We start from the raw sequence: 20828 nt of genomic DNA on the forward strand, positions 1-20828 counted from the left end.
GGAGTTATTGTAAATGATGATATTCCTCCACTGGCAATTCTCTCGCTACATCACGAAACCAAGGCAAACCATGCCATACCGCTGGATCGCCAATTATGAAAATGTGTTTTTTTGCTCGAGTGAGCGCAACGTTTAACAGATTAGGCTTGCTGGCAGCCCATTTTGCGCCGCCATCATTATTTTCGTCGCAGCCTAGGACAAAAATGACAATATCGTTTTCTTTGCCCTGAAAAGTATGTACTGTACCAATACAATTTTTTTGCCATACGTTGAGTTCTTTTCGTGTTATCAATGGCATAGATTGCCGCCAGGTAGCCAGATCACGCTTTCCTAATAATTCACACAGTGCTGATTTAACTGCTTTGAACGGTGTAATAACATAAATCGAATGAAGAGAAACATTTGCAACAAGCAGTTGGTCCAATAACTTGAGCAAATCTTTACCGTGGCTGTCACGATATTGTTTTTCACCTGTCCCTCCAACCGATGCTAGCCAATGGTTTTCCAGAATGTTGTTCACAGGTTGGCAGCGAATCTTGTCAGCATCAAGCCCATGAATCATGCGGCCATTGTAGGCCATCTTATTAGCCAAACTGAACATCGGTTCAATACAACGACGGTGTACCCACAATGGAATACCTAGCCAGATCAGGTTGTTCATGACTTCTAATTCACATCCCCAATGATTGACGCGATCAGCAACCTGCTGCACTGAAAGTAATCCCGGATTCCAGTCTTTAGCCTTTCCATCCAGAGCATCCAGGCAAAGACGTTCAACCAACGGTGGAGGGGTCGTAAATACCGGCTCAATCTGCAAAGGGTCTCCAACGACCAGTACCCGTTTTGCACGCCAGAGTCCCCCGACAGCTTGTTGTGGAGGTGCCTGGCCGGCTTCATCGATCATTAACCAGCCGAGTTCTTCGCTTTCCACTCCTTGGAACATGCGTCCCATAGATGCGAAAGTTGTGGATAATACGGGCACGAACATAAACAGCGTTTGCCACCAGCGTATAGGTGTGATTTTGGAATGAGGCTGTGCTAAAAAAGCCGTGAGATTAAATACGAAGTCTCCAAAACGAGGTATTCCTAGTGCTTCATAAAGCCATGCCTGATGAAGTTCCATCGCTGTGATAAATAATGCGGAACGTTGACGATTTATCTGTGCGTTCTGCCAAAAGGCCGTTCGTTGTAATGTTGCATCAGTGATAGGTTGGTTGATATCTGGCAATGTGATATCAGGAAACTGCTGTTTCAAAGTTTGCAGAGAACGATGGTCATTCTCCCGTTGTTGGATAATTTTTTCGATATCCTGTTGTAAGGTTCGCTTTTTTTCAATTATGTCATTAACTGACTTGCGTTGTTCCGCAACACGCTGGGCTTGTTCGGCTTGCAATCTCATCAGTCTTAATACTTCGTGTTGTGCACACTGCAACGTTTCTTTATACACATGTACTCGCTTGCGATTCATCAGACGCATTAGCCATCCTGGTGCATCACTTTCGATAATTTTTTGTTGCTGTTCCGCATGTTGGAGCTGTTTTCCTAATACATCCTGTTCTGTTTTCACCTGTTCCAGCCTGTTAAGCTGTGTTTCGTACAGTCCTTCTGTTTGCTTCAACTTTAGTGATAACGTGTCGAATGAATCGTTATGCTGTTTTTCTATCAGATGCACAAACATTTCTAGTTGCTGTTGAAGTTTTTTTGTCTTTTCCAGACATATGAGGAAACGTTTTTTAGCGGTGGCGAAAGAGATGGGGTTGTGATAATGCCTCCAGCGCCAAAGACTGAGAAAATTTTCTTCAGCGGGGCGAGAGGCTTCAGTTGGGGTATCACGCCAAAAATGTTCATCAAAAAATAAGCGCTGAGAAAATTTAGTCCGGTTCGGTTTTTTGCCCAGAGCAGCGGAAATGATCCCCCAGCATTGTTTCTCTTTCTTCAATGGACGATAGAGGTGATAGGTTTTAACTTTTCCCTGACTATTTTTACTTTTTTTATGTTCGCGCTTTGGGCGGTTCTCGGCAGCTATCTGGTTTGCGGTTGGTGCTAAATAGTCAAGCGATTGGAATTCTTCAGCCAATGATTTCTTTTGCGGCAATTCTTTTGATATGTTTTCTGCTGCGGTGTTGTTGGATGATGCAATGACTATTTCGAAACCAGTGAGCTCATTCACAATAAAACCGGAATTGTCCAGCGTGTCATCAACTTTTTGATAACGCGTAAGTATCTTCGCTCGTTCAACAATATTATGTGCTACTAGATCGCGCAGAAGTGTCGTTTTTCCAGTTCCCGGAGGTCCGTTGACGGAAAGCAGTCCACCGTCAGCGAGCTCTTCTATCGCCGTATTAATAGCAAATTGTTGCATTAGCGACATGGCATGTTTGGGATCGGAAGGCCAGCGTCCATGAGGCATCTTCGCTGGATGGAGTTTACTGATGATGGAGGCAAGCCCGTCTTGTGAATAAAGGTCTGGATTCCTGGGGACACTATAATGAGAAAGATATGCTCTGAGAGCTTTGCATCTATCTCCTCGTTTTAGGGCCGTAATAGCGTATTCAATGTCCTCAAAGAAAAAACTATTTAAAATAGGAAGTGCAAAGGTTTTATCATTAGCGCTGACTTCTTCTTCAATTTCATCGCTATTTTCTTGTGATGCTTCTGTACCGTCGCCATTTCCCTCCATCCAGTCTATTTGTAAAGCATATTGCCATTGGGGTTCAAAATCTGCCCAACTCACTAGATGTGTCGTCAACAGTGTTAAAATATCATTTGCTTTTAAAATACCGGGGCCATTTTTTCGTATTGGCCTCAGAGAGACGTTAAAGTTGCCGAGGGTATTTTTAAGATGCTCGCAACTGGCTGAAAATACCTTCGTATTAAGCTGTTCAAAACGTTCATCACGCAGGTGCCCTAAAGCCCAGGGAAGAGAACTCACTGAAAATTTATCCAGAGCAGGGTTTCCTTCCGCGCCTAATGGAATTTTGGCAAAGCAGGTTGTTCCTTCTTTATCCAGCCGTTGCTCAAATTCTTCTGCATAATACCCTTCATCTGGACCAAACACCGTTTGGCTGATCGCGTTAGCGATACCTTTATCAAACAAACCGATGTACAAGTTGTATAAGACTTTTTGATCGGGAATATCATGTTGTTGACGGAGTTCTGATGAAAGCCAGGGTAGTGCCTTATCTCCCAGCTGATAGAGTGTTTTAAGCGGAATTAGTAAACTTTTATCTTTTTTTTCAAGTGTATAAGGTTGGAAGAACTCTATACGTTGCCAGGTACGGAGAATATTATTCGAAAGGGAAGTTGCGGCCATCATAGCTCTTTGAATTATCTAACAAATGCCTTGAATGATAAGAGTACAGCAATCAATATGGGTTTTGTAGGCGTTTGGCTTAAGCGTTATGACATACGTCACAGTTTGGTAACAAAGCCCCCCATACTTTATTCATCTTCCTTATCACGAAGCACTATTCGGGAATGCTGGCTACAAGATAGGTTAAGTGTCGTATGTTTGCTATGATGAAGAAATAGCCAGAGGAGAACAGCAAATTAAATGGATGATTTAACAAAATTATTCCCTGATGTTGCGGATGCCGGAGCATCTTCACTTCGATAAAAAATGAGTTCCAAAATAAAGCTCAATGCCCGTCAAGTCGAGGCTGTAGAGCCTAATAACCTCAGCTTTGCTTAAGAACAGCAATTATTAGAATCACATAAATTCAAGCTCGGCTTTTTGTGTTGGGCGGTATAAGGAATGAATCCCAACACAACCTCTAACAAAAAGCCGAACATATTAAGCCGTACTAGAGAAGAGAGCCAACACGCTACACTAGTTCCCCTCCTAACACACTACACACATTGGTTTACCTGAAACTGGTTCGGGGTGAATTTCCGCTTTAATGCTGAATACCCGCTGTAATAATTTCGGTGTCATAACTTCTTCGGGCGAGCCTTGGGCGACAACCTGCCCCTGCGAAAGCAGCACCAAGTGGTCACAGTACCGGCTAGCCTGATTGAGGTCATGAAGTACGGTCACGACCGTTTTTCCTTCGTTGTTCAGTTCATGCAGTAGCTTCATCAATTCCACCTGATGGTTGATGTCAAGATACGTAGTAGGTTCGTCGAGCAGCACCACCGGCGTATTTTGGGCCAGAACCATCGCCAGAAAAGCGCGTTGGCGTTGCCCGCCAGAAAGGTCGGTAACGCGTTTATCGGCAAGATGGCTAATCTGCGTTTTTTCCATTGCTTGTTGTACAAGGTGACGATCATGAGATGCTAAACGCCCCCAGAATGTAAGCCAGGGGCTGCGTCCGTATGCAACCAGTTCATGGACGGCGATCCCCTCTGGTGTGAGAGGATGTTGCGGTAAGAGCGCCAGATGTCTGGCGAGCTTGCGTGAGGAAAAGTGCGCTAAAGGTTCACTATCTATTGTTATCTTTCCAGATAATGGTGTTAATAGCCGCGAAAAGCATTTCAGTAATGTCGATTTCCCACAGCCGTTGGGGCCGAGCAACGCTGTGATTTTCCCTGTCGGAAGGGTGAGCGACAGATCATTTAGAATGCGTTTCTCCCCGTAGCCCGCAGATAACTTTTCCGTAGCCAGTTGCATTTAACGTGTCCTCACTAAAAGCCAGAAGAAATAAGGGGCGCCAATGATGGCGGTCAGTACGCCAGCAGGCAGTTCCATTGGTGGTGCTATGGTCCTTGCCAGCAAATCGGCTAGCAGCAGAACCTGTGCGCCCATAAGCATGGATGCTGGTATAAGCCAGCGATGCCGTCCTCCCACAAGTCTGCGAACGAGATGGGGTACCACGAGGCTGATAAAACCAATCGGCCCGCAAACGGCAACGCCTGTTGCGGCAAGCGCTACTGCCAGCATTAATCCCCAGGATTGTACGTGCAGAAGCGAAACGCCCAGTGTGCTGGCGCTGTCATCACCGAGCGCCAGCAAATCTAAATCGCGACAAAAGCGCAGGCTGAGCGGTATCAGTATCATCAATACTGGCAGGGCTGTAGCCACAAACTGCCAGTCGCGTCCCCACAGACTGCCGGTCAACCATAGAAGCGCGTTATTGATATCTTGTGGGCGTGAGAGCATTAGGTAATCGGTGATGCTTGTCCAGGTAGCTGAAAGTGCCACGCCAACTAGTGCAAGGCGCAGCGGCGAAGAGGGGCCGGCAATCGCCCGCAGCAGGATTAGCGCGGCTATTCCACCGCAAAAAGCGAGTAGCGGAAGCCACTGTACCGGCAGAGAAGGGAAGAGGATCAGTGCGCTTACCGACGCCAGGCTTGCTGCATGATTTACCCCCAGTACATCGGGGGAGGCCAGTGGATTGCGGACAATACCCTGAACCAAGACGCCGGAAAGCGCCAGCGCTGCGCCTACAGTGATGGCGAGTAAAATACGTGGTAGGCGGTACTGTGTTAGCACAAAGTGGTGTTTGTCACTGGGTTGCCAGCCGTTTATTAGTGCTTCCCAGGGAAGTGGTTGCGCACCCATGTGTAGCGATAGCACCAGCGTAACTACCAGCAACATTACTAACAGCGAGATAACCTGACGATTCATGTTCGCCTCCTTGCCAGCCAGACAAAGCAGGGTGCGCCAATCAGAGCCAGTACCGCTCCTGCCGGGAGTTCTCCTGGCCAGGCCAGTGCACGGGCCAGTAAATCCGCAAGTAGCATAAACACCGTTCCCAGTAACATGCACATTGGCAGTGTGCGGCGCAGATCATAGCCAACCCAGAAACGCGCCAGATGGGGCATGAGCAGGCCAATAAACACGATCGGCCCCGCCACACTGACGCAAGCCCCCACCAGAGTCAGTACCGCCAAACTGACGAAGATACGCAGGCGAGTTAGATTCACGCCAAGTGTATGGGCACTGACATCGCCAGCGTTGAGCAGGTTAAGCGATTTCGCCAATAACAAAACCGTAGGTACAGTAACCACCACGAAAGGGAATAGTTGCCAGAATTCAGGCCAGCGGACATGGGAGACTCCACCCGCCAGCCAGTAAAAAATGCCGTAAGCATGATCTTCGGCAAGCAGTAGCGTAATACGCATTAGTGCCATACATAAGGCAGATAAGGCAATGCCCGCCAGAATTAGCTGATTGCGATCGTATTTTTGCTGCCAGCTACCACTTGCGGCCATCACCATCAGCCAGCTAATTCCACCGCCGCAAGCCGCCACCAGGGAAATGGAATATCCGGCCAGCGGCGCTGGGCTGAAAGCGCTGACCAGCGCCATTGCCAGTGCTGCGCCACTGTTAATGCCCAGTAAGGAGGGCGAGGCTAGCGGATTATGAGTGAGCGTCTGGAGTAGTGCGCCGGCCAGCGCCAGAGATGCACCAAGCAGAATAGCAACCAGACTGCGTGGTAGTCGCAGATTGATAACCAGCGCTTCAGGCAGTGTTGGTGTATGACCCGGCACCAGTGCTTTGAGCGCACTGATGGCAGGAATGGGAATAGCGGAATAGCAAAACAGGCTTAGCCAGAACGCACTAAACAGTGCAACCAGCGGCAATCCCCAAAGCCAGACCGGATGACGGAGGCGTCTCATGGTGTTTCATTAACTGGCTGATGATGGAAGATTTTTACCGCATCACTGCCAATACGTTCAGCGGCAAATATCCCGCGCATACGAGCCCAAGTGTTGCTGTCTACTGCTGCTACCTGATGTTTGTGCTGTGCCGTCATCATCTGCCACAGCGAATCTTGCTGCCAGCGCTTCACGATGCTCTCCCGGCGATAGTGGGCCACGATAAGCCAGTCAGGATTGAGCGCCAGTAACTGTTCCAGGCTGAGAGAAGTCATTGCAGCATGATTAACTGACGCGGGAACTTTTAGCCCTAATGCTGTTAAGACGCTGCCGGTATAGGTATCGCTGGAGTGCAGGTTAAATTGCTGTTCGCGCGAGGTGCCAAAAACCACACTGACGCCTTGTGGCAACTGGCTGGCATAGCCTTTCATGCGTTCACGGTGCTCTGCCAGTCGTTGTTGCATTTCACTCTCTTTCCCCATCACTTTGCCGATGATCGCGGCGGATTGCAGGTTTTCTTCATAGGTTTCGTTACGGGACTTTAGCAGCAAAACGGGAGCGATGCTCTTGAGTGCCCGATAGATCCCCGCATGACGTTGACTGTCTGCAATGATGAGATCAGGTTTCAGTGAGCTGATGGCTTCAAGGCTTGGCTGGGCGCGAGTGCCCGTTGATTGCCAGGGCTTAATACGCTGGCGAACATCCGAGAGGATACGCTGTGGATCGTTATCATCGGCAATACCCACCGGGCTGATATTGATGGCGGCCAACGCATCAGCAAACGACAATTCCAGCACGACTACGCGCTGAGGAACGGTATCGAGGGTAAAACTGCCCTGTTCATCCTGTACCGTGATCGCAATGGCATGGGGCAGGCTGGTGAAGAAGAGCAAAACGATAAACATAACGTGAATCGGTGCAAGCATGATTTAGCTCCAGAAATAGCAAAGCCGGGCAATAGCCCGGCGAACGGATTAATGTAACGTTAGAATTTTACAGAACCCTGCATGTAGAACGTACGTGGCTGCCCGGCGTAGATGCCTTTGTTATTATCATCATAGGAACGGGTGTAATACTCGTGGTCAAAGATGTTTTTCACCCCAAAGGCCAGACTCAGATTAGCCATTTGTGGACCGAAGTCATACGCCACGCGGGTATCCCACAACATAAAGCCCGGAATGCGACCAGTGCTGCCATTCGCGCTTTCCTGCACGGTATTAGCGTTATCAGCAAACTGGCTGGATTGGGATGTACTGTTGAGGTTGAAGGTCCAGTTACCCGGTTTGTAATCTATGCCAAATGCGCCTTTATGTTTCGGTGAGAATGGCACTTGATTCCCGTAGGTGTCACCTTCTTCACGAATTTCCGCGTTGACATACGTGTAGCTGGCGTAAACCGAAACGTTATTCAGTTTGGGAGTAAGTTCGGAAAGATCATAACGTGCCTGAGTTTCCAGCCCTGTGTGTCGGGTTTTTCCACGTGCCGTAACGGTATCGTTAGTTTGGTTGGAGTCATACTGATTGTTGAAGTTAATCAGAAACAGCCCCATTTCCGCTGCTAATGCGCCGTCATCGTAGCGAGTTCCAACTTCCCAAGTTCGCGCCTTTTCCGGTTCTACATTGCCGCTTTTCACCGCCTTGCCAATTTGGCTGTACTGTACGGTGCCAAATGAACCTTCCGTATTGGCGTAAAGATTCCAGCTATCAGTAATATGATAAAGAACATTGAGTGCGGGCAACGGCGCATCGTAACTTACTTCTTGGCGGGTGCCTTTCACATTGTTGTTTTGGAAGGATTTGATATGTTCGAATCGTATCCCCGGCGTGATGGTCCAGTTGCCGATATCAATGCGGTCGTCAATATACCAAGCGTGTGCTTGGGTGCCGGAGCGGGTATTACGGTCATAAGGGCTAGATGTGCTAGGTAGTTCGCCGCTGCGGGTGGCGGTGTAGTAACGCATTTCGTGACTGGATTCATTCACATAACGGTAGCCAATTCCTACTTCGTGGGCCGAAGGACCTAAATTGAAGAGCTGGCTATAGCGAGGTTCGATGCTGCGCACCCAGTATTCTCGTGGGGAAAGGGTAATGCGCTTGCCTTGTTCAAGATAGCCGCTGCGCAAGGTATGAGTATATAAGCCCTGAATATTGAATTTGTGCTGTTGGTCGGGTTGATACTGATAGCTGAGACTTGCGAGCTGACGGCGGCCCCAGAAGCGGTCATACGGGCGAGTGGATTGCCAGCGATTGGCATCGTAATCTGCGCGTGAAAGGCCGCCGGGCATATCCGCGCTGCCATCATAATATTGCAGTAGGCTGTTGAAGGTATGTACTTCATTGGGTGCATAGCGGCTTTTGAGCATCACGTCGTCAATGTGCGTGGCGCTGTGCTCGCGCCAGTCGCTGCCGCGTGTGCCGGAGTAGAGAAGCGCTGTGCCGAAACCGTTATCTGCCGTACCGCCAATCATCAGATTATGGGTTTCTTTTGGATTATTTTGTGAGGATGTGGGACTAAGCTGGCCTTCTACGCTTGCGTCAATACCAAAATTCTGCGGGATAGCGCGGGTCACGAAATTCACCACACCACCTACGCTTTGCGGCCCGTAGCGCACAGCGCCGCCGCCGCGTACCACATCTATTGCGTCCATGTTGCCGAGAGATACGGGCGCTAACGATAGCTGTGGCTGGCCGTAAGGCGCGAAGGGTACCGGAACGCCATCCATCAGAACCGTAGAGCGGCTAGCGAGACGTGGGTTCAGGCCACGAATGCCAAAGTTCATCGCCAGATCGTGGCTGCCGGTACCGTTGTTTTCCGGTGCGTTGACGCCGGGAATGCGGTTCAGCACTTCACGCATTGTGGTTGCGCCTGTTTTCGCAAAATCTTCCCGGCGGATGACATCACGTGCGCCTGCATGTTCAAACACGTCAGCTTCACGCGCACTACCTAGCCAGTCGCCTACCACGGTCAGCACGTCTTCCTGCGCAGCAGGGACGGATTCGAGTGTGAACGTGTTATTGCCCAATGTTTTTACCTGCAAATCAGTGCCGGCCAGCAAGGTGTTCAACCCATCGGTGATGGAGTAATTGCCGTGTAGACCACTACTCTGTTTGCCGTGGGTTAAGCTGGCATCGACTGAAAGGGTAATACCGGCGTGGGTGGAGTACTGATTAAGAACTTTATCCAGTTCTCCTGCATTAATGTCATAGTGTACGCTAGCTGGCTCTACCGCAGCATACGTTATCCCTGAGGTTAGGCAAGCCACCGGTAACAGGCTCAAACGAATCGCCATTACCAGCGGTGTTGCTTTGTGAAGCGCGCGCAGTGGCTGTGCACGTAAAGGCATCATAACGTCTCCATAATCATTTTGTTGCTGTATTCATTTATGAAGTCGAACGAGGAAACAAAAAGGGACAATTGAAAATGATTATTTTTTACGTTAACGATTTTTCTACAGGCAGAACATTTACCCAGTACCGCGTAATATATTGAATTTTAACGGGAAGTGTTTTCCCAATGACGGATAATATCGTATCGGTATTTTTTATCGGGAAAGTACCGCTTAACCGTAGCGAGGCGACGGCCGGGTCGCAGCGTAATATGCCGCTTCGATAGCGGGCGAGGGTTGCTATCACTTCACTCAGTGGCTTATCGCTGAAGCTTAGTATACCCTGCGTCCACGCGTTGTCTTCGTCGGTTGCCGCGGTCAGTTCACCAAAATCGGTGGCGCTGAATCTTAGGCTTTCACCCTGACGCACAATACATTTATGGTCGGTACCGGTCAGTATCACCTCTACGGCATGTTGCTGCACGCTAAGTAGTGTGGTGTTGGCTTCCTGACGAACCGTAAACTTGGTGCCTAGCGCGGTCAGTTGTGCATGGCGGGTTTGTACACGCAACAGTTTTGCCTCGGTATCGTGCCCGGTAGTGATAGCAATTTCGCCATACCGGAGATGTACCACACGTTGTTGAGGGGTAAAATGGACATCTACGGCACTGTCGGTATTGAGTGTAAGCAGCGTACCATCGCTCAGTCGATGATGCTGGACATCCCCTTTAGCAGTATGGTAATCAGCCCGCAGACCTTCTCCCACTTCCGAATACCACAGTTGCCAGCCACCGCCGGCTCCTAGTAACAACAATATGCCTTTCATCACCCTGCGTCGCGACAGGTGAGTTTCCTGAAGTGCGTGGCTTGCCACATTACCTGGTACTACAAGCATCTGGTTGCGCAGATTTTCCACTTGTTGCCATGCCCACTGATGATCTTGATGCTGTTCGTACCAGCGTTGCCATTTTTCAGTTTGCAGCGGACTTACCTGATCGCTACTCAGTACTGCATACCAGTGCGATGCCGATTTTAATGCCTGGCGGCGAGAATGGGTCAACATGGTATTCATATCAGAGTCCATGCTCCAGGCGAAACAGCAGGCAGTGTTCAGTGGCTTTGGCCATATATTTTTTCACCGAACTGACGGACACATTGAGGCGTGAAGCAATGTCGCTGTAAGTCAGATTTTCAAGCTGAGACAGTAAAAACGCTTGGCGCGTTTTGTTGCTAAGACCATCGATCATCTGGTCGATTTGCTGGAGTGTCTCAAGTTGACACTGACGGATTTCCGGTGAGGGCATAAACACCTCGGGCCGTTGCTCCAGCAGTTCCAGATAGGCTTTTTCCAGCGCGTTGCGGCGAAACAGATCTATCATTACCCTTTTGGCGATCGTGCAGAGGAAAGATTTTTGGTCGCGAATGGTTTGTAGCGAGTCGCCGGCCATCACGCGCAGGAAGGTATCCTGTGCTACGTCATCAGCGTCAAAGGACGATTGCAGTTTGCGCGTGAGCCAGTTTTTCAGCCAGCCATGATGCGCGCCATAAAGCGATTCAAGGGTTAGCTCAGCGTTAGCGGAAACAACAATGTGGTCAGACATAACCTATAACATCAAAAATCAATAATCACGGTATCATCTTAATGTGAGAATAGTTATCGTTACAATCATTACGAAGGTTTTTTATTTCATATTGACGTAACTTAAGTCAGCATAGTCTGGAGACCTATCTCTGTTTTGTTAAAATGTTGGAGAAAGCGGTTAATGAAGATTGAGCTACGGTTGGAAAAAAACTGAAGCCTGTCATAAAAGAGCGGTAAAGAAAGGCGAAAGTCGATATGACCGACCAGAAAGTGGATTTATACACTGAGCTAATTAACCTAAAGAGCGCTTTTTACTTACTCCGCAGATCCCGATTTGCTCGGGTTAGACTGTGTGGTTTATCGTTTTTCGGCTATCTGAAAGCAAAGGGTTATAAAGATTTTCTCTCATTCAAGTAAAAGTAAATACGTCTTATCCTGAACGTGATAAAACAGGTATTAAGAAAAATCGCTTTTGTCTATCAGTGTGGTTTTAAAATCTGGAAAAGAGGCCAGCGTATCATGAATAAATAGGTAAAAACTTAAATCATTAAAGGTAAAAAGAAGTGATTAAGGATTTTTAAAAGCGGGTAAAAATCTGATGCTATATTGACATTGAAAAAGAAAACATCGGAGAAAACAGGTTTTAAATTGATTAACCAAAGTGATAAAATAACAGTGTTAACCCAATAATACGATGTTATATCAAAACATTTAACGGGATTAACGGGATTAGCGGGATTAGCGGGATTAGCGGGATTAGCGGGATTAGCGGGATTAACGGGATTAACGGGATTAACGGGATTAAAATTTATTAAAGAAATGGGCGTTGATTTTAATACCATTAACATACCTTTTACCCTTTCTGGTTTTAAACCGCGTTAGGAGATGAAAAAAACTATTATATTTGCATAAACTATCTAATGAAAACCATTTGTTAAATGAATTTTTATTTAAAAATATGAAAAACCTCGGAATGGGAATTACTTTACAGGTTTATCATCTTTATTAACGTGGTTCACTATCTCTTTTTACCTGCGTATTCTTTTCTTTGTTATACGCTTGTTTTTAACAGTGATTAATCAGCTAAGAGTTAAAAAAACAGGTGCTCCATTAATGCGAGGTTTTTAAAATGTGAAGGGTGACTAAAAACGGCCTATTTACTACCATGTTTAATGTATTTATCAGCAATGGTGTTATTCTATTATTTTATATTTAACTAACTTGCTATGGCTATTTAAAAACGAAAATATATGGGTGTTTTGTTTAATTTTTTGATTTTGTAAATAAATTTTCATTTATGGTAATGGTTGCTTGCATTTAATCTAAATCCATTAACGAAGAGTTAAAAAGAAACTGGCACGTAAAATAATATTATCCTAACAGGGTGATATAAAAGTATTTTCTTACCGTCATTTTGTGAAGCAAGCTGTAAAAAATAATGTAATAAAAAAGGGATAAAACGGTTAATTTGTCAGGGTTTAAGCCCTGAAAAAGAGGTGGTTATCCGAGAAAACACAAAGGGGTATCTTTAATATTATCAAGTTATTTACTGGTTAATTTGTGTGAAAAAATAAAGGATTATGATCTATAAAAACAGATTTAAATTATCGATAAAATAGTGTCATTAAAGATAAAAAAACCGGGGTAATCTGCACTAGGTAAACGTAAAATAAGATATTTCATAATGATTAAACTTAGTAAAAAGCAAGCGTTAAAAGTGGTAAAAACAATTGTTAAAGTTTTATGCTAATTAAAATCAGCGGTTAAAAAAATGGTTTTTAATAATGGTTTAAAACATGCCAATTATAAAGCCATTAATAGCAACGTGGAAATGAAAATTAGTTTGGTTATGTTTTCGGAAAAAATAAATGAGAATATGAGTCCGTTAATCTATTTTTATAAATGAAACGCTTTAATAACGTTTTCAATCGGAGGATAAAGTTTTTTATAAACCAGTTAAATAGTCGATGAAAAAAATCGGCATGAAAACACCTCAGATAAATGATTTAACAGAATACGAGACTATAATTTAAATTGTGTAATCACTTCTGTTACTTTTATCTAATTTAAGTTCTGAGGGTTTAATCTTCGTAGGCTCACTTAGAGCCAGGGCATTTTTTCTTTTCTCCCCTCGAAGGATAGTGGTCAATGTGCTGATTTCAGCGAGTTTGTCAGGAAGTTGAGGTGATTCGAGCATGGCTTCTTGGGTTTTTAAAGCATTCTCAATGACTCTATTTTCGGTTTCAATTTCTTGCTTTCGTCTTTTTAAATATTCTATTTCTTTGTCTAATGTATTGAATTCATTGATTTGCTCTTGAGTGGATAAAAAATTATCGATTATTTTTTCGTTCTCTTGAATTGAGTGCTCAAGTTTTGAGTTTTGCTCAGTTAGTTCCTTTTGTTTTTCTAAAAGAACTTGGTGAGCATCTTCATCGGATTGATTTTTTATTTCATCTATTCTTTCTTTTGCTTTCTTTTTCTCTATTTCAATGTTTTTTATTTCGTTATTTAACTCTTCTTTCTTTTGAAGAATTAATCGTTCATGATCCTTTAATTCATTATTCAATGATGATTTTTTGGATTCGAATTGATCTTCTAATTCTTTGTTTTTCTCTTTGAGTAGAAAATCTCTATTTTTATCAAAATATTTATCTAAGAACAGCCTTCCGTCTCTAGTTTCAGTTAAGAATTCATTTATTATTTCACTACCGTAATCAATTTTATCAAGAAATTCTGATAACAAATTTCTCAATCTTGTCATTCTTTCATTATTACTTATTGTTTTATTTTTATTAACATATTCTTCAATGCCTTATGATAAACGTTGTGCTTCACTTTTTCCTAGTAAAAAATTTTTTCCTTTTCCGAAATTATTCTTTGTAAAGTAAGATATTAATCTTACGTCTGAGATGTAATCAATTTTCTTATATTGAATTACCTATACTTCTTTTAGATTCTTTATGAATTTTTTTTTAATCCAAGATCTTTGTAGGTGGTTGTTTGGTAGTCAATGTGGTTTTTTTTTATTAATTTTATAGTTAAAAATTAACAAATTTTTTTGTTTTTTTTCGAGTCTGGCCTTCGTGCTATCTGAAAGCAAAGGGTTACAGAAACTTTCTCTCATTCAAGTAGAAGTAAATATGCTTTATCCTGAACGTGGTAAAACAGGTATTATTAAGAAAAGCCGTTTTTGTCTATCAATGTGGTTTTAGAATCTGGGAAAAGAGGCAAGGGTACTATGTGTAACAGCTCGCGTTTAAAATTCAGCGGACTCGCATTTATCCGTTTTTTCGGCTCAAATTAATTGCAAATGAAATTCATCATATTAATAGCCCAACCGCCAACATTCTGTCGCGCAACTCTGCCGTGCGAACCGGATCAAGCTGATTGTTAAACAATGCCCTGATTCCAGCGGGTTTGGCATCAAACCGACATTCCGCGATGCCCTTCTAAGTGTCAAGTTGTTATTTGCCTGGCGTGAATTTGACCGCTAAAAGTTCACCACAATCATTGATGACTAAATGAAGTTTAAAACCAGACTGTGCTGGTTTTTCCCCGACGAGCTACGCCAACAAAGACGCGATTTCGGGGGATGAGCAGGTTATGGCAGACCGCTATTTTGGTGGAATCAATAAACGCCATACTGGTCTGTTGGCATTTGCTGAATTCGAATATACTCAAATATGCTCCAGGAGGCCAAGCAGAGGATAAATCGAAATAGGTACAGAGATAGATCTGGATATGAGACTGTTGGAAAATTTGAATCATGAATACTTCAAACATGATTTCTGCGTATATTGCTAATTATATTGCTAATAAAGTAGCGAATCCTTGAAATTACCAAATAGGGTATCACAAGATGAAGATTCAACAAGTACCAGTCATAGAGTATAAGGATATTTCTACTGGCCATTTTGAAGTCAGCCAGTTTATTAGAATTTTGAAAAAGTTCGGACATATTCACATCACTAATATTACTGATCCAGCTTTTGTCATTGGGTCCGTACATCTAAAGCGTGTTGCTCAGCAACTATTTGATTTGCCAGACGAAATTAAAATGCAGTTTTATATTGGTAACTCTGACGGTCATCGAGGATACGTTCCGGTTACTGAGAAAGGACAATATGCAGATGAAAAGGATCGAGTGTACGAGGCGTTTGATATTGGCCCCGCAGGTGGTGCGCCTGAATGGATTCTGAGCGGAGAAAATCGCTATCCAAGACAGGTTTTAAATGCAAGCGAGGTTATCGATAGGTATTTTGATTTTTCGCTTTCACTTGGGCGTTTGATCACTTCTGCGCTCATATCACATTACAGCCATCATGAAATCAACATTGTTGATGCAACCTGTAATCCAGCAAGCCAGCTCCGACTGATTCATTATCTTTCGCATGAACCAGAAGAAATCCAACAGGCATCCAGCATGGGTGCCCATACAGACTATGAGTTTTTCACTCTTTTATTGCAGGATTCTCCGGGACTGTTCTATAGAATGAATAATAACGAGCCTTGGCAGGCCGTACCTGCAATGAAAAACTCTCTATTACTAATTGCGGGCGATGTACTGGAAGTACTTTCAAATGGAGAAATTCGCTCACTTATTCACCGGGTGTTGGCTAATGGTGATGAACGATATAGTTTTGCATTCTTTATGAACCTTAACCCTGATACACATCTAAAACGGCCAGGCGAACCTGATTTTAATATTGGTAATCATCTGATTTCACAACTGACTCGGGATTTCCCATATCTTCGCAGCAAAATAAATGCAACTTATAACCCCGTATTTGAGGAGAGCGCCAAGTGAGGAGATTTGAAAGTAAACGAGTGGTTGTAACTGGCGGGGCAAGCGGGATAGGAGAAGCCATCGCAAGGATAACACCATTCAGTTAAGCATGTTTTGAATGGGGTAGCGGGTTTTCGACATACGAACGGTCCTGCTTTTGGGCCGTTTTCTTTTTTCAGGCAAAATTATACTGCTTAACGCTTTCCCTCAGTGCTCTGAGTTTTTTGGAATGGTGCCGGGAGCAGCAATCGCACACCACAAAACTTCATCCTGAATATCTCGTCATGCCTGAATAAAACTGATAGGTAGTGGAGATACCCCGGCCCGCCACCTGCGCCAACGTCTTGAGCTTCGCCTTCTTTCGCGGGGCATACACCACGTTGTAGGCTAATACTACAGCCGTAAATACCAGAAAAAAGTTAAAAAGAAGTGATTAAGGATTTTTAAAAGTGGATAAAAAACTTGATGTTATATTGATATTGAAAGAGAAAATACCAGAGGAAACGGGTTTTAAATTGATTAACCACATTAACCGTATTGGCGTTGATTTTAATATCATTAACATACCTATTATCCTATCTGATTTTAAACCTAAAAAAATTAAATACAGGAAAAATAAAAACCCAAGTGCTAATTTAATGAAAATGGAGGGGGTTAAATACAGGTTGGTAAATGGAAAAAACGATTATATTTACATGAACTATCCAATGAAAACCTTTTTACTACTATGTTTAATGTATTTGTCGGTAATGGTGTTATTCTATTATTTTATATTTTAACTAACCTGCTATGGCTATTTAAAAATACAAATGCAGGGATGGTGTAACTTTAATTAATTAATTTATTAAATAAGTTAATTTTTAATAAGAATGATTGATTGAGTCTAAGTTTATTAACAGAGAGTTGAAAAGAAACCAGCATGTAAAATAATATTATTCGAACAGAATGATATGAAAGTATTTTCTCACCATTATTTTATGAAGAAAACTGTAAAAATGATGCAATAAAGAAAGGATAAAATGGTCAATCTGGTAGGATTTAAGCTCTGAAAGAGAAGTGAGTATCTGAAAAAAACACAAAGGGGTATCTTTATATCATCAGATTATTTACCGGCTAATTTATTTAGAAAAATAAATGGTGGTGACTTATAAAAACTGATTTAAATTATCGATAAAATAGTGTCATTAAAGATAAAAAGCCGGGGTAATCTGCACTAGGTAAACGTAAAATAAGATATTTCATAATGATTAAACTTAGTAAAAAGCAAGCGTTAAAAGTGGTAAAAACAACTGTTAAAGTTTTATGCTACTTAAAATCAGCGGTTAAAAAAATGACTTTTAATAATGGTTTAAAACCTGCCCATTATAAAGCCATTAATGGAAGCTGAGAAAAAAACTGGTTTGGTTATATTTATGTTTCCGGGGAAAAAGATAAATGATAATATGAGTTCGTTAATCCGTTAATCTATTTTTAAAAATGAAGCGCTTTAATAACGTTTTTAATCGGAGGGTAAAGTTTTTTATAAACCAGTTAAATAGTTGATGAAAAAAATCAGCATAACAAAATCCCCAGATAAATGATTTAACAGAATAATGTACAGACTCTTAAATACGTCAGTTTAAACTTGTTTTACCCTGTTTTAACCCGTTGAATAGCATTTCTTTGCTATGATTTGATTTAAACCGTTTATCTCTTTTTATGTTTTTAACATGCTAAAATCAGTTTATGTCGTCGTTTTTAAAAACTATTTTCTCGCTCGATTAACGCTTAAATACCTGTTAAACCGTTGTAATCTTGACGGGTTAATCCGTCGGAGCTTTCACCATCGTTGTATGAATGGTATTAATAACAATATCAATCCAATCTAACGAAATACCATTCTTTTAAAGATCGCCCTCTGGTTTGTTGGTGGTATCGCTTTTATCTTGCCAATACCCTTATATGTTCCCAATATACGGTAAGTGATTTATTGCTAGTAAATATTTTTAATTGATTGTAATTTCAATATGTTATTTTTCCATCAGGACCATACCAGCATCATGTGTACATGAAGTACATCTTTAACTAGTGTGTCCCATTTTTTGTAGATTGGCCTGACAAATGACAGGAAAAACTATTAGTATTGGGAAAATGATCACTTTAGTTTGAAAACCGTTTTCAGAGAAATAGAAATGTTACATCTACTGGCATGGCCTGATCTGCTTATTTGCATTTTTGTCGTTTTCTTTGCTTATCTGGTTTTTGGTATGGCCGGGTTTGGTTCTGCACTTATTGCTAGCCCAATTCTGGCATTTTATATTCCTGTAGCGAAAATTGTTCCTATGCTTGCGTTGGTGGATTTGACTGCCGCAGTGATTAATATTACCAGAGAGGGTAAGAAATCAGAGTTTAGTGAGATCAAGTTAGTTATTCCATTAATGGTTGTCGGTAGCTTGATTGGCGCCGCTATTTTATTGATGGCCCGACCTAATGTTTTAGTTCTGGTGTTAGGGTTATTTGTTGTTTTCTATTCAATTTATTCGCTATTTTTCAGTAAAACCTACCGTCAATTCCCCGCTAAAGCCGCTATTCCATTTGGCCTGAGTGGCGGTATTTTTAGTGCGCTGTTTGGTAGTGGGGGTTTTCTTTATGCAATTTATCTAACCGGGCGGATATCAGATAAGGAGATTTTCAGGATCACTCAGACAACTTTAATTGGTTTCAGTACTCTGACGAGAGTGATTATTTTTGTTGTCATGGGTATCTATCTGGACACTTCATTTTTGTTATTGATACTGGTATTTATTCCAGCCATGTTGTTGGGAATCTATTTTGGCCGCCAGGTGACATTGAAAATCTCCAGAGAAACATTCTTGAAGTTTATCAATATTATTGTGCTGGCTTCGGGGTTAATGCTGATATATCGTTATATATTTACTATTTGAAATAGTAACCAATCAGAATTAATATATTCAATATAATATTATTAATTTGTTGTTTTCAGTTCATTTCATATTTATTCTTTCTATTTTTGCTGGATAGGCATAAATAAAATGAACAGTCGTGATTATAGAAATAATAATTTTTTTGCCATTTTTACTATTACCACGAGTGTCGCTGTTATTGGCATTGTCATTGGTTTGACGATCCCAATGATAGCGTTACGCTTGAATAGCCAAGGTATTGATGAGTTGTACATTGGTTTAATTTCTGCGGCTCCGGCGTTGGGGGTTCTTTTGAGTGCTCCGGTAGTCCAGAAAATTGTAGCTCTGGTAGGTAAGAAACACGCCATGATGATTGCAACAGGGGTTTCTGCCGGCAGTTTGCTCCCACTTTTGGGTTCGTTGCCGATGGAGTTGCTTTTTCCTCTGCGGCTAATGACTGGCGCTGCTAACGGGTTAATGATCTGTCTAGGTGAAACCTGGATTAATGAACTCTCTGAAGAGAATAAACGAGGCAGGGTATTGGCTGTTTATACGACGGTTTTTACTATCAGTCAGTTGTTTGGCCCTTCTATCATTGCTTTTTATGGTATTGCAGATAAAACGCCGATACTGATTTGTACTCTGATTCATATCTTCTCTCTGGTGCTTTTTGTCATGGTAGATCAGAAGAAAGGCGATAAATTGCCGCAACACAGTAAGCAATCCAATTTCTCTATTGTGCAATTTGTGAGGGTTGCACCGGCGATCTGTGGTGGTGTGCTGTTTTTTTCCTTTTTCGACGGGACCATTCTTTCGATGCTACCCATCTACGGAATGAGTTGTGGGTATGCCGAAGCCGTAGCTGCACTAATGATAAGTGTTGTTCTTGCTGGCGATGCATTGATGCAGCTCCCGTTTGGTTGGCTGGCGGATCATATGAATCGTATGCGTTTGTACCAGATTTGTGGTGTAGCAACGCTCGGAGCAAGTACGTTACTGCCATTCGCTATGGCGCATCACTATCTTATCTGGCCTCTGTTGATTGCTTTAGGGGCAACTGCGGGGGCTATCTACACCATTGCATTGGTCCAAATTGGTCAGTATTTTTCAGGAAATGATCTGATAGTGGCTAATGCGGCGGCGGCTATGTTGTGGGGGATTGGGAGTTTGTTTGGGCCGCTGCTTGCCGGTATAGCGAGTTCAATGACGTCATCAGGTTTACCTGTTCTGCTTGTCATCATTGCAGCACTGTTTCTGATTTCAACGATGGATCGGTTTAATCCACAAAGTGATAAAAGTAATAAAAGTGAAGTGTTCAGTCGATAGTTGTACCGGTGTAAAAGCTGGCTGTGAATGGCAGTCAGCACTTATCCAACTTAAATACCGTCAAAGAGGAAATCGAGTGCCGCTTTTACCTGATTACAGTATTGCGATGCATCGCAAAATTCAGCACCCAAAGCATGAACAGATATACTGGCTAGTTCGTGAGTCATGACAGCATATTCTTTATCGTCTATCAGCCTGATAAGAGGGATCATTCGAACAGGGCGACTGCTGTCAGGATATTTTTCAATTGGCAGCAGTGGGATCACAATTCGGCGGTTTAACTGCCCGATAATGTCACTCGTGACGTCCAGCAACAGGGGATAAACAACAGTTTTCCCAGTATTACGATAAACGGTGAATTGCATC

General features: G+C 43.0%; 15 protein-coding genes and 3 pseudogenes. 5 read left to right on the plus strand and 13 right to left on the minus strand.

Annotation, left to right across the window (positions count from 1 at the left end; translation table 11 throughout):
- Positions 1–4 precede the first annotated feature (4 nt).
- From C6H66_RS04125 to C6H66_RS04180, 11 genes and pseudogenes are all read right to left on the minus strand, one after another.
- Positions 5–3313 (minus strand): DEAD/DEAH box helicase, encoded by a 3309-nt coding sequence (locus C6H66_RS04125; protein ID WP_105394864.1) that lies wholly within the window; start codon positions 3311–3313, stop codon positions 5–7.
- 528 nt (positions 3314–3841) lie between these two features.
- Positions 3842–4609, minus strand: a complete 768-nt coding sequence (gene fecE / locus C6H66_RS04130) for a Fe(3+) dicitrate ABC transporter ATP-binding protein FecE (RefSeq protein ID WP_105394865.1) — start codon at positions 4607–4609, stop codon at positions 3842–3844.
- The gene (gene fecD, locus C6H66_RS04135; protein ID WP_105394866.1) at positions 4610–5566 is read right to left on the minus strand and encodes a Fe(3+) dicitrate ABC transporter permease subunit FecD; all 957 of its coding nucleotides are present in this window, start codon (positions 5564–5566) and stop codon (positions 4610–4612) included.
- Positions 5563–6561 (minus strand): iron-dicitrate ABC transporter permease FecC, encoded by a 999-nt coding sequence (gene fecC / locus C6H66_RS04140; RefSeq protein WP_105394867.1) that lies wholly within the window; start codon positions 6559–6561, stop codon positions 5563–5565. The genes fecD and fecC overlap by 4 nt, the downstream gene beginning before the upstream one ends.
- The gene (locus C6H66_RS04145) at positions 6558–7466 is read right to left on the minus strand and encodes a Fe(3+) dicitrate ABC transporter substrate-binding protein FecB (protein WP_046395760.1); all 909 of its coding nucleotides are present in this window, start codon (positions 7464–7466) and stop codon (positions 6558–6560) included. Before C6H66_RS04145 ends, fecC begins: the two co-directional genes overlap by 4 nt.
- Positions 7467–7525: 59 nt before the next feature.
- Entirely contained in the window at positions 7526–9886 is a 2361-nt protein-coding gene (gene fecA / locus C6H66_RS04150; protein ID WP_105394868.1) for a TonB-dependent Fe(3+) dicitrate receptor FecA, read from the minus strand.
- An 85-nt stretch (positions 9887–9971) separates the two neighbouring features.
- Entirely contained in the window at positions 9972–10937 is a 966-nt protein-coding gene (gene fecR / locus C6H66_RS04155; protein WP_105394869.1) for a ferric citrate uptake sigma factor regulator FecR, read from the minus strand.
- Position 10938: 1 nt separating this feature from the next.
- A complete protein-coding gene (fecI, locus tag C6H66_RS04160; RefSeq protein ID WP_046395763.1) occupies positions 10939–11466 on the minus strand; it encodes a ferric citrate uptake sigma factor FecI in 528 nt (175 codons plus the stop codon).
- A 2010-nt stretch (positions 11467–13476) separates the two neighbouring features.
- A complete protein-coding gene (locus tag C6H66_RS04170) occupies positions 13477–14208 on the minus strand; it encodes a coiled-coil domain-containing protein (RefSeq protein ID WP_105394870.1) in 732 nt (243 codons plus the stop codon).
- A gap of 559 nt (positions 14209–14767) precedes the next feature.
- Positions 14768–14878, minus strand: a pseudogene (locus tag C6H66_RS04175) (hypothetical protein); the annotation flags it as partial.
- Positions 14879–14917: 39 nt separating this feature from the next.
- A pseudogene (locus C6H66_RS04180) lies at positions 14918–15095 on the minus strand (transposase); the annotation flags it as partial.
- A 211-nt stretch (positions 15096–15306) separates the two neighbouring features.
- On the opposite strand from C6H66_RS04180, the gene C6H66_RS04185 reads away from it, so the two are divergent.
- Positions 15307–16254 (plus strand): 2OG-Fe(II) oxygenase family protein, encoded by a 948-nt coding sequence (locus C6H66_RS04185; RefSeq protein WP_105394871.1) that lies wholly within the window; start codon positions 15307–15309, stop codon positions 16252–16254.
- Positions 16255–16332: 78 nt separating this feature from the next.
- On the opposite strand, the pseudogene C6H66_RS27580 reads toward C6H66_RS04185, so the two are convergent.
- Positions 16333–16557 (minus strand): annotated as a pseudogene (locus C6H66_RS27580) (IS4 family transposase); the annotation flags it as partial.
- A 125-nt stretch (positions 16558–16682) separates the two neighbouring features.
- Between C6H66_RS27580 and C6H66_RS04190 the strand changes: the two are divergent.
- From C6H66_RS04190 to C6H66_RS04200, 4 genes are all read left to right on the plus strand, one after another.
- Positions 16683–17012 carry a hypothetical protein gene (locus tag C6H66_RS04190; RefSeq protein WP_105394872.1) on the plus strand — a complete coding sequence of 110 codons (330 nt, stop codon included), beginning with the start codon at positions 16683–16685 and terminating at the stop codon, positions 17010–17012.
- Between the two features lie 464 nt (positions 17013–17476).
- Positions 17477–17620, plus strand: coding sequence for a hypothetical protein (locus C6H66_RS25790; RefSeq protein WP_181150141.1), 144 nt, complete (start codon positions 17477–17479; stop codon positions 17618–17620).
- Positions 17621–18404: 784 nt separating this feature from the next.
- Positions 18405–19157: a sulfite exporter TauE/SafE family protein gene (locus C6H66_RS04195; protein ID WP_105394873.1), complete on the plus strand. Its 753-nt coding sequence runs from the start codon at positions 18405–18407 to the stop codon at positions 19155–19157.
- 108 nt (positions 19158–19265) lie between these two features.
- Positions 19266–20462, plus strand: coding sequence for an MFS transporter (locus C6H66_RS04200; RefSeq protein WP_046396329.1), 1197 nt, complete (start codon positions 19266–19268; stop codon positions 20460–20462).
- Positions 20463–20512: 50 nt separating this feature from the next.
- Here the strand turns inward: C6H66_RS04200 and C6H66_RS04205 are convergent, their stop codons facing one another.
- Positions 20513–20827, minus strand: coding sequence for a CcdB family protein (locus tag C6H66_RS04205; RefSeq protein WP_046396330.1), 315 nt, complete (start codon positions 20825–20827; stop codon positions 20513–20515).
- Position 20828: the final 1 nt, after the last annotated feature.

The organism is Photorhabdus hindustanensis (assembly GCF_002968995.1).
GTDB classification, from domain to species: Bacteria; Pseudomonadota; Gammaproteobacteria; order Enterobacterales; family Enterobacteriaceae; genus Photorhabdus; species Photorhabdus akhurstii.

Coding starts and splice junctions, on each gene's coding strand:
- fecA (WP_105394868.1), bottom strand. CDS start 9,886: ATGATGCCTTTACGTGCACAGCCACTGCGCGCGCTTCACAAAGCAACA.
- C6H66_RS04170 (WP_105394870.1), bottom strand. CDS start 14,208: ATGACAAGATTGAGAAATTTGTTATCAGAATTTCTTGATAAAATTGAT.
- fecC (WP_105394867.1), bottom strand. CDS start 6,561: ATGAGACGCCTCCGTCATCCGGTCTGGCTTTGGGGATTGCCGCTGGTT.
- C6H66_RS04205 (WP_046396330.1), bottom strand. CDS start 20,827: ATGCAATTCACCGTTTATCGTAATACTGGGAAAACTGTTGTTTATCCC.
- C6H66_RS25790 (WP_181150141.1), top strand. CDS start 17,477: ATGATTAAACTTAGTAAAAAGCAAGCGTTAAAAGTGGTAAAAACAACT.
- fecD (WP_105394866.1), bottom strand. CDS start 5,566: ATGAATCGTCAGGTTATCTCGCTGTTAGTAATGTTGCTGGTAGTTACG.
- C6H66_RS04200 (WP_046396329.1), top strand. CDS start 19,266: ATGAACAGTCGTGATTATAGAAATAATAATTTTTTTGCCATTTTTACT.
- C6H66_RS04195 (WP_105394873.1), top strand. CDS start 18,405: ATGTTACATCTACTGGCATGGCCTGATCTGCTTATTTGCATTTTTGTC.
- C6H66_RS04185 (WP_105394871.1), top strand. CDS start 15,307: ATGAAGATTCAACAAGTACCAGTCATAGAGTATAAGGATATTTCTACT.
- fecI (WP_046395763.1), bottom strand. CDS start 11,466: ATGTCTGACCACATTGTTGTTTCCGCTAACGCTGAGCTAACCCTTGAA.
- C6H66_RS04145 (WP_046395760.1), bottom strand. CDS start 7,466: ATGCTTGCACCGATTCACGTTATGTTTATCGTTTTGCTCTTCTTCACC.
- C6H66_RS04125 (WP_105394864.1), bottom strand. CDS start 3,313: ATGGCCGCAACTTCCCTTTCGAATAATATTCTCCGTACCTGGCAACGT.
- fecR (WP_105394869.1), bottom strand. CDS start 10,937: ATGAATACCATGTTGACCCATTCTCGCCGCCAGGCATTAAAATCGGCA.
- fecE (WP_105394865.1), bottom strand. CDS start 4,609: ATGCAACTGGCTACGGAAAAGTTATCTGCGGGCTACGGGGAGAAACGC.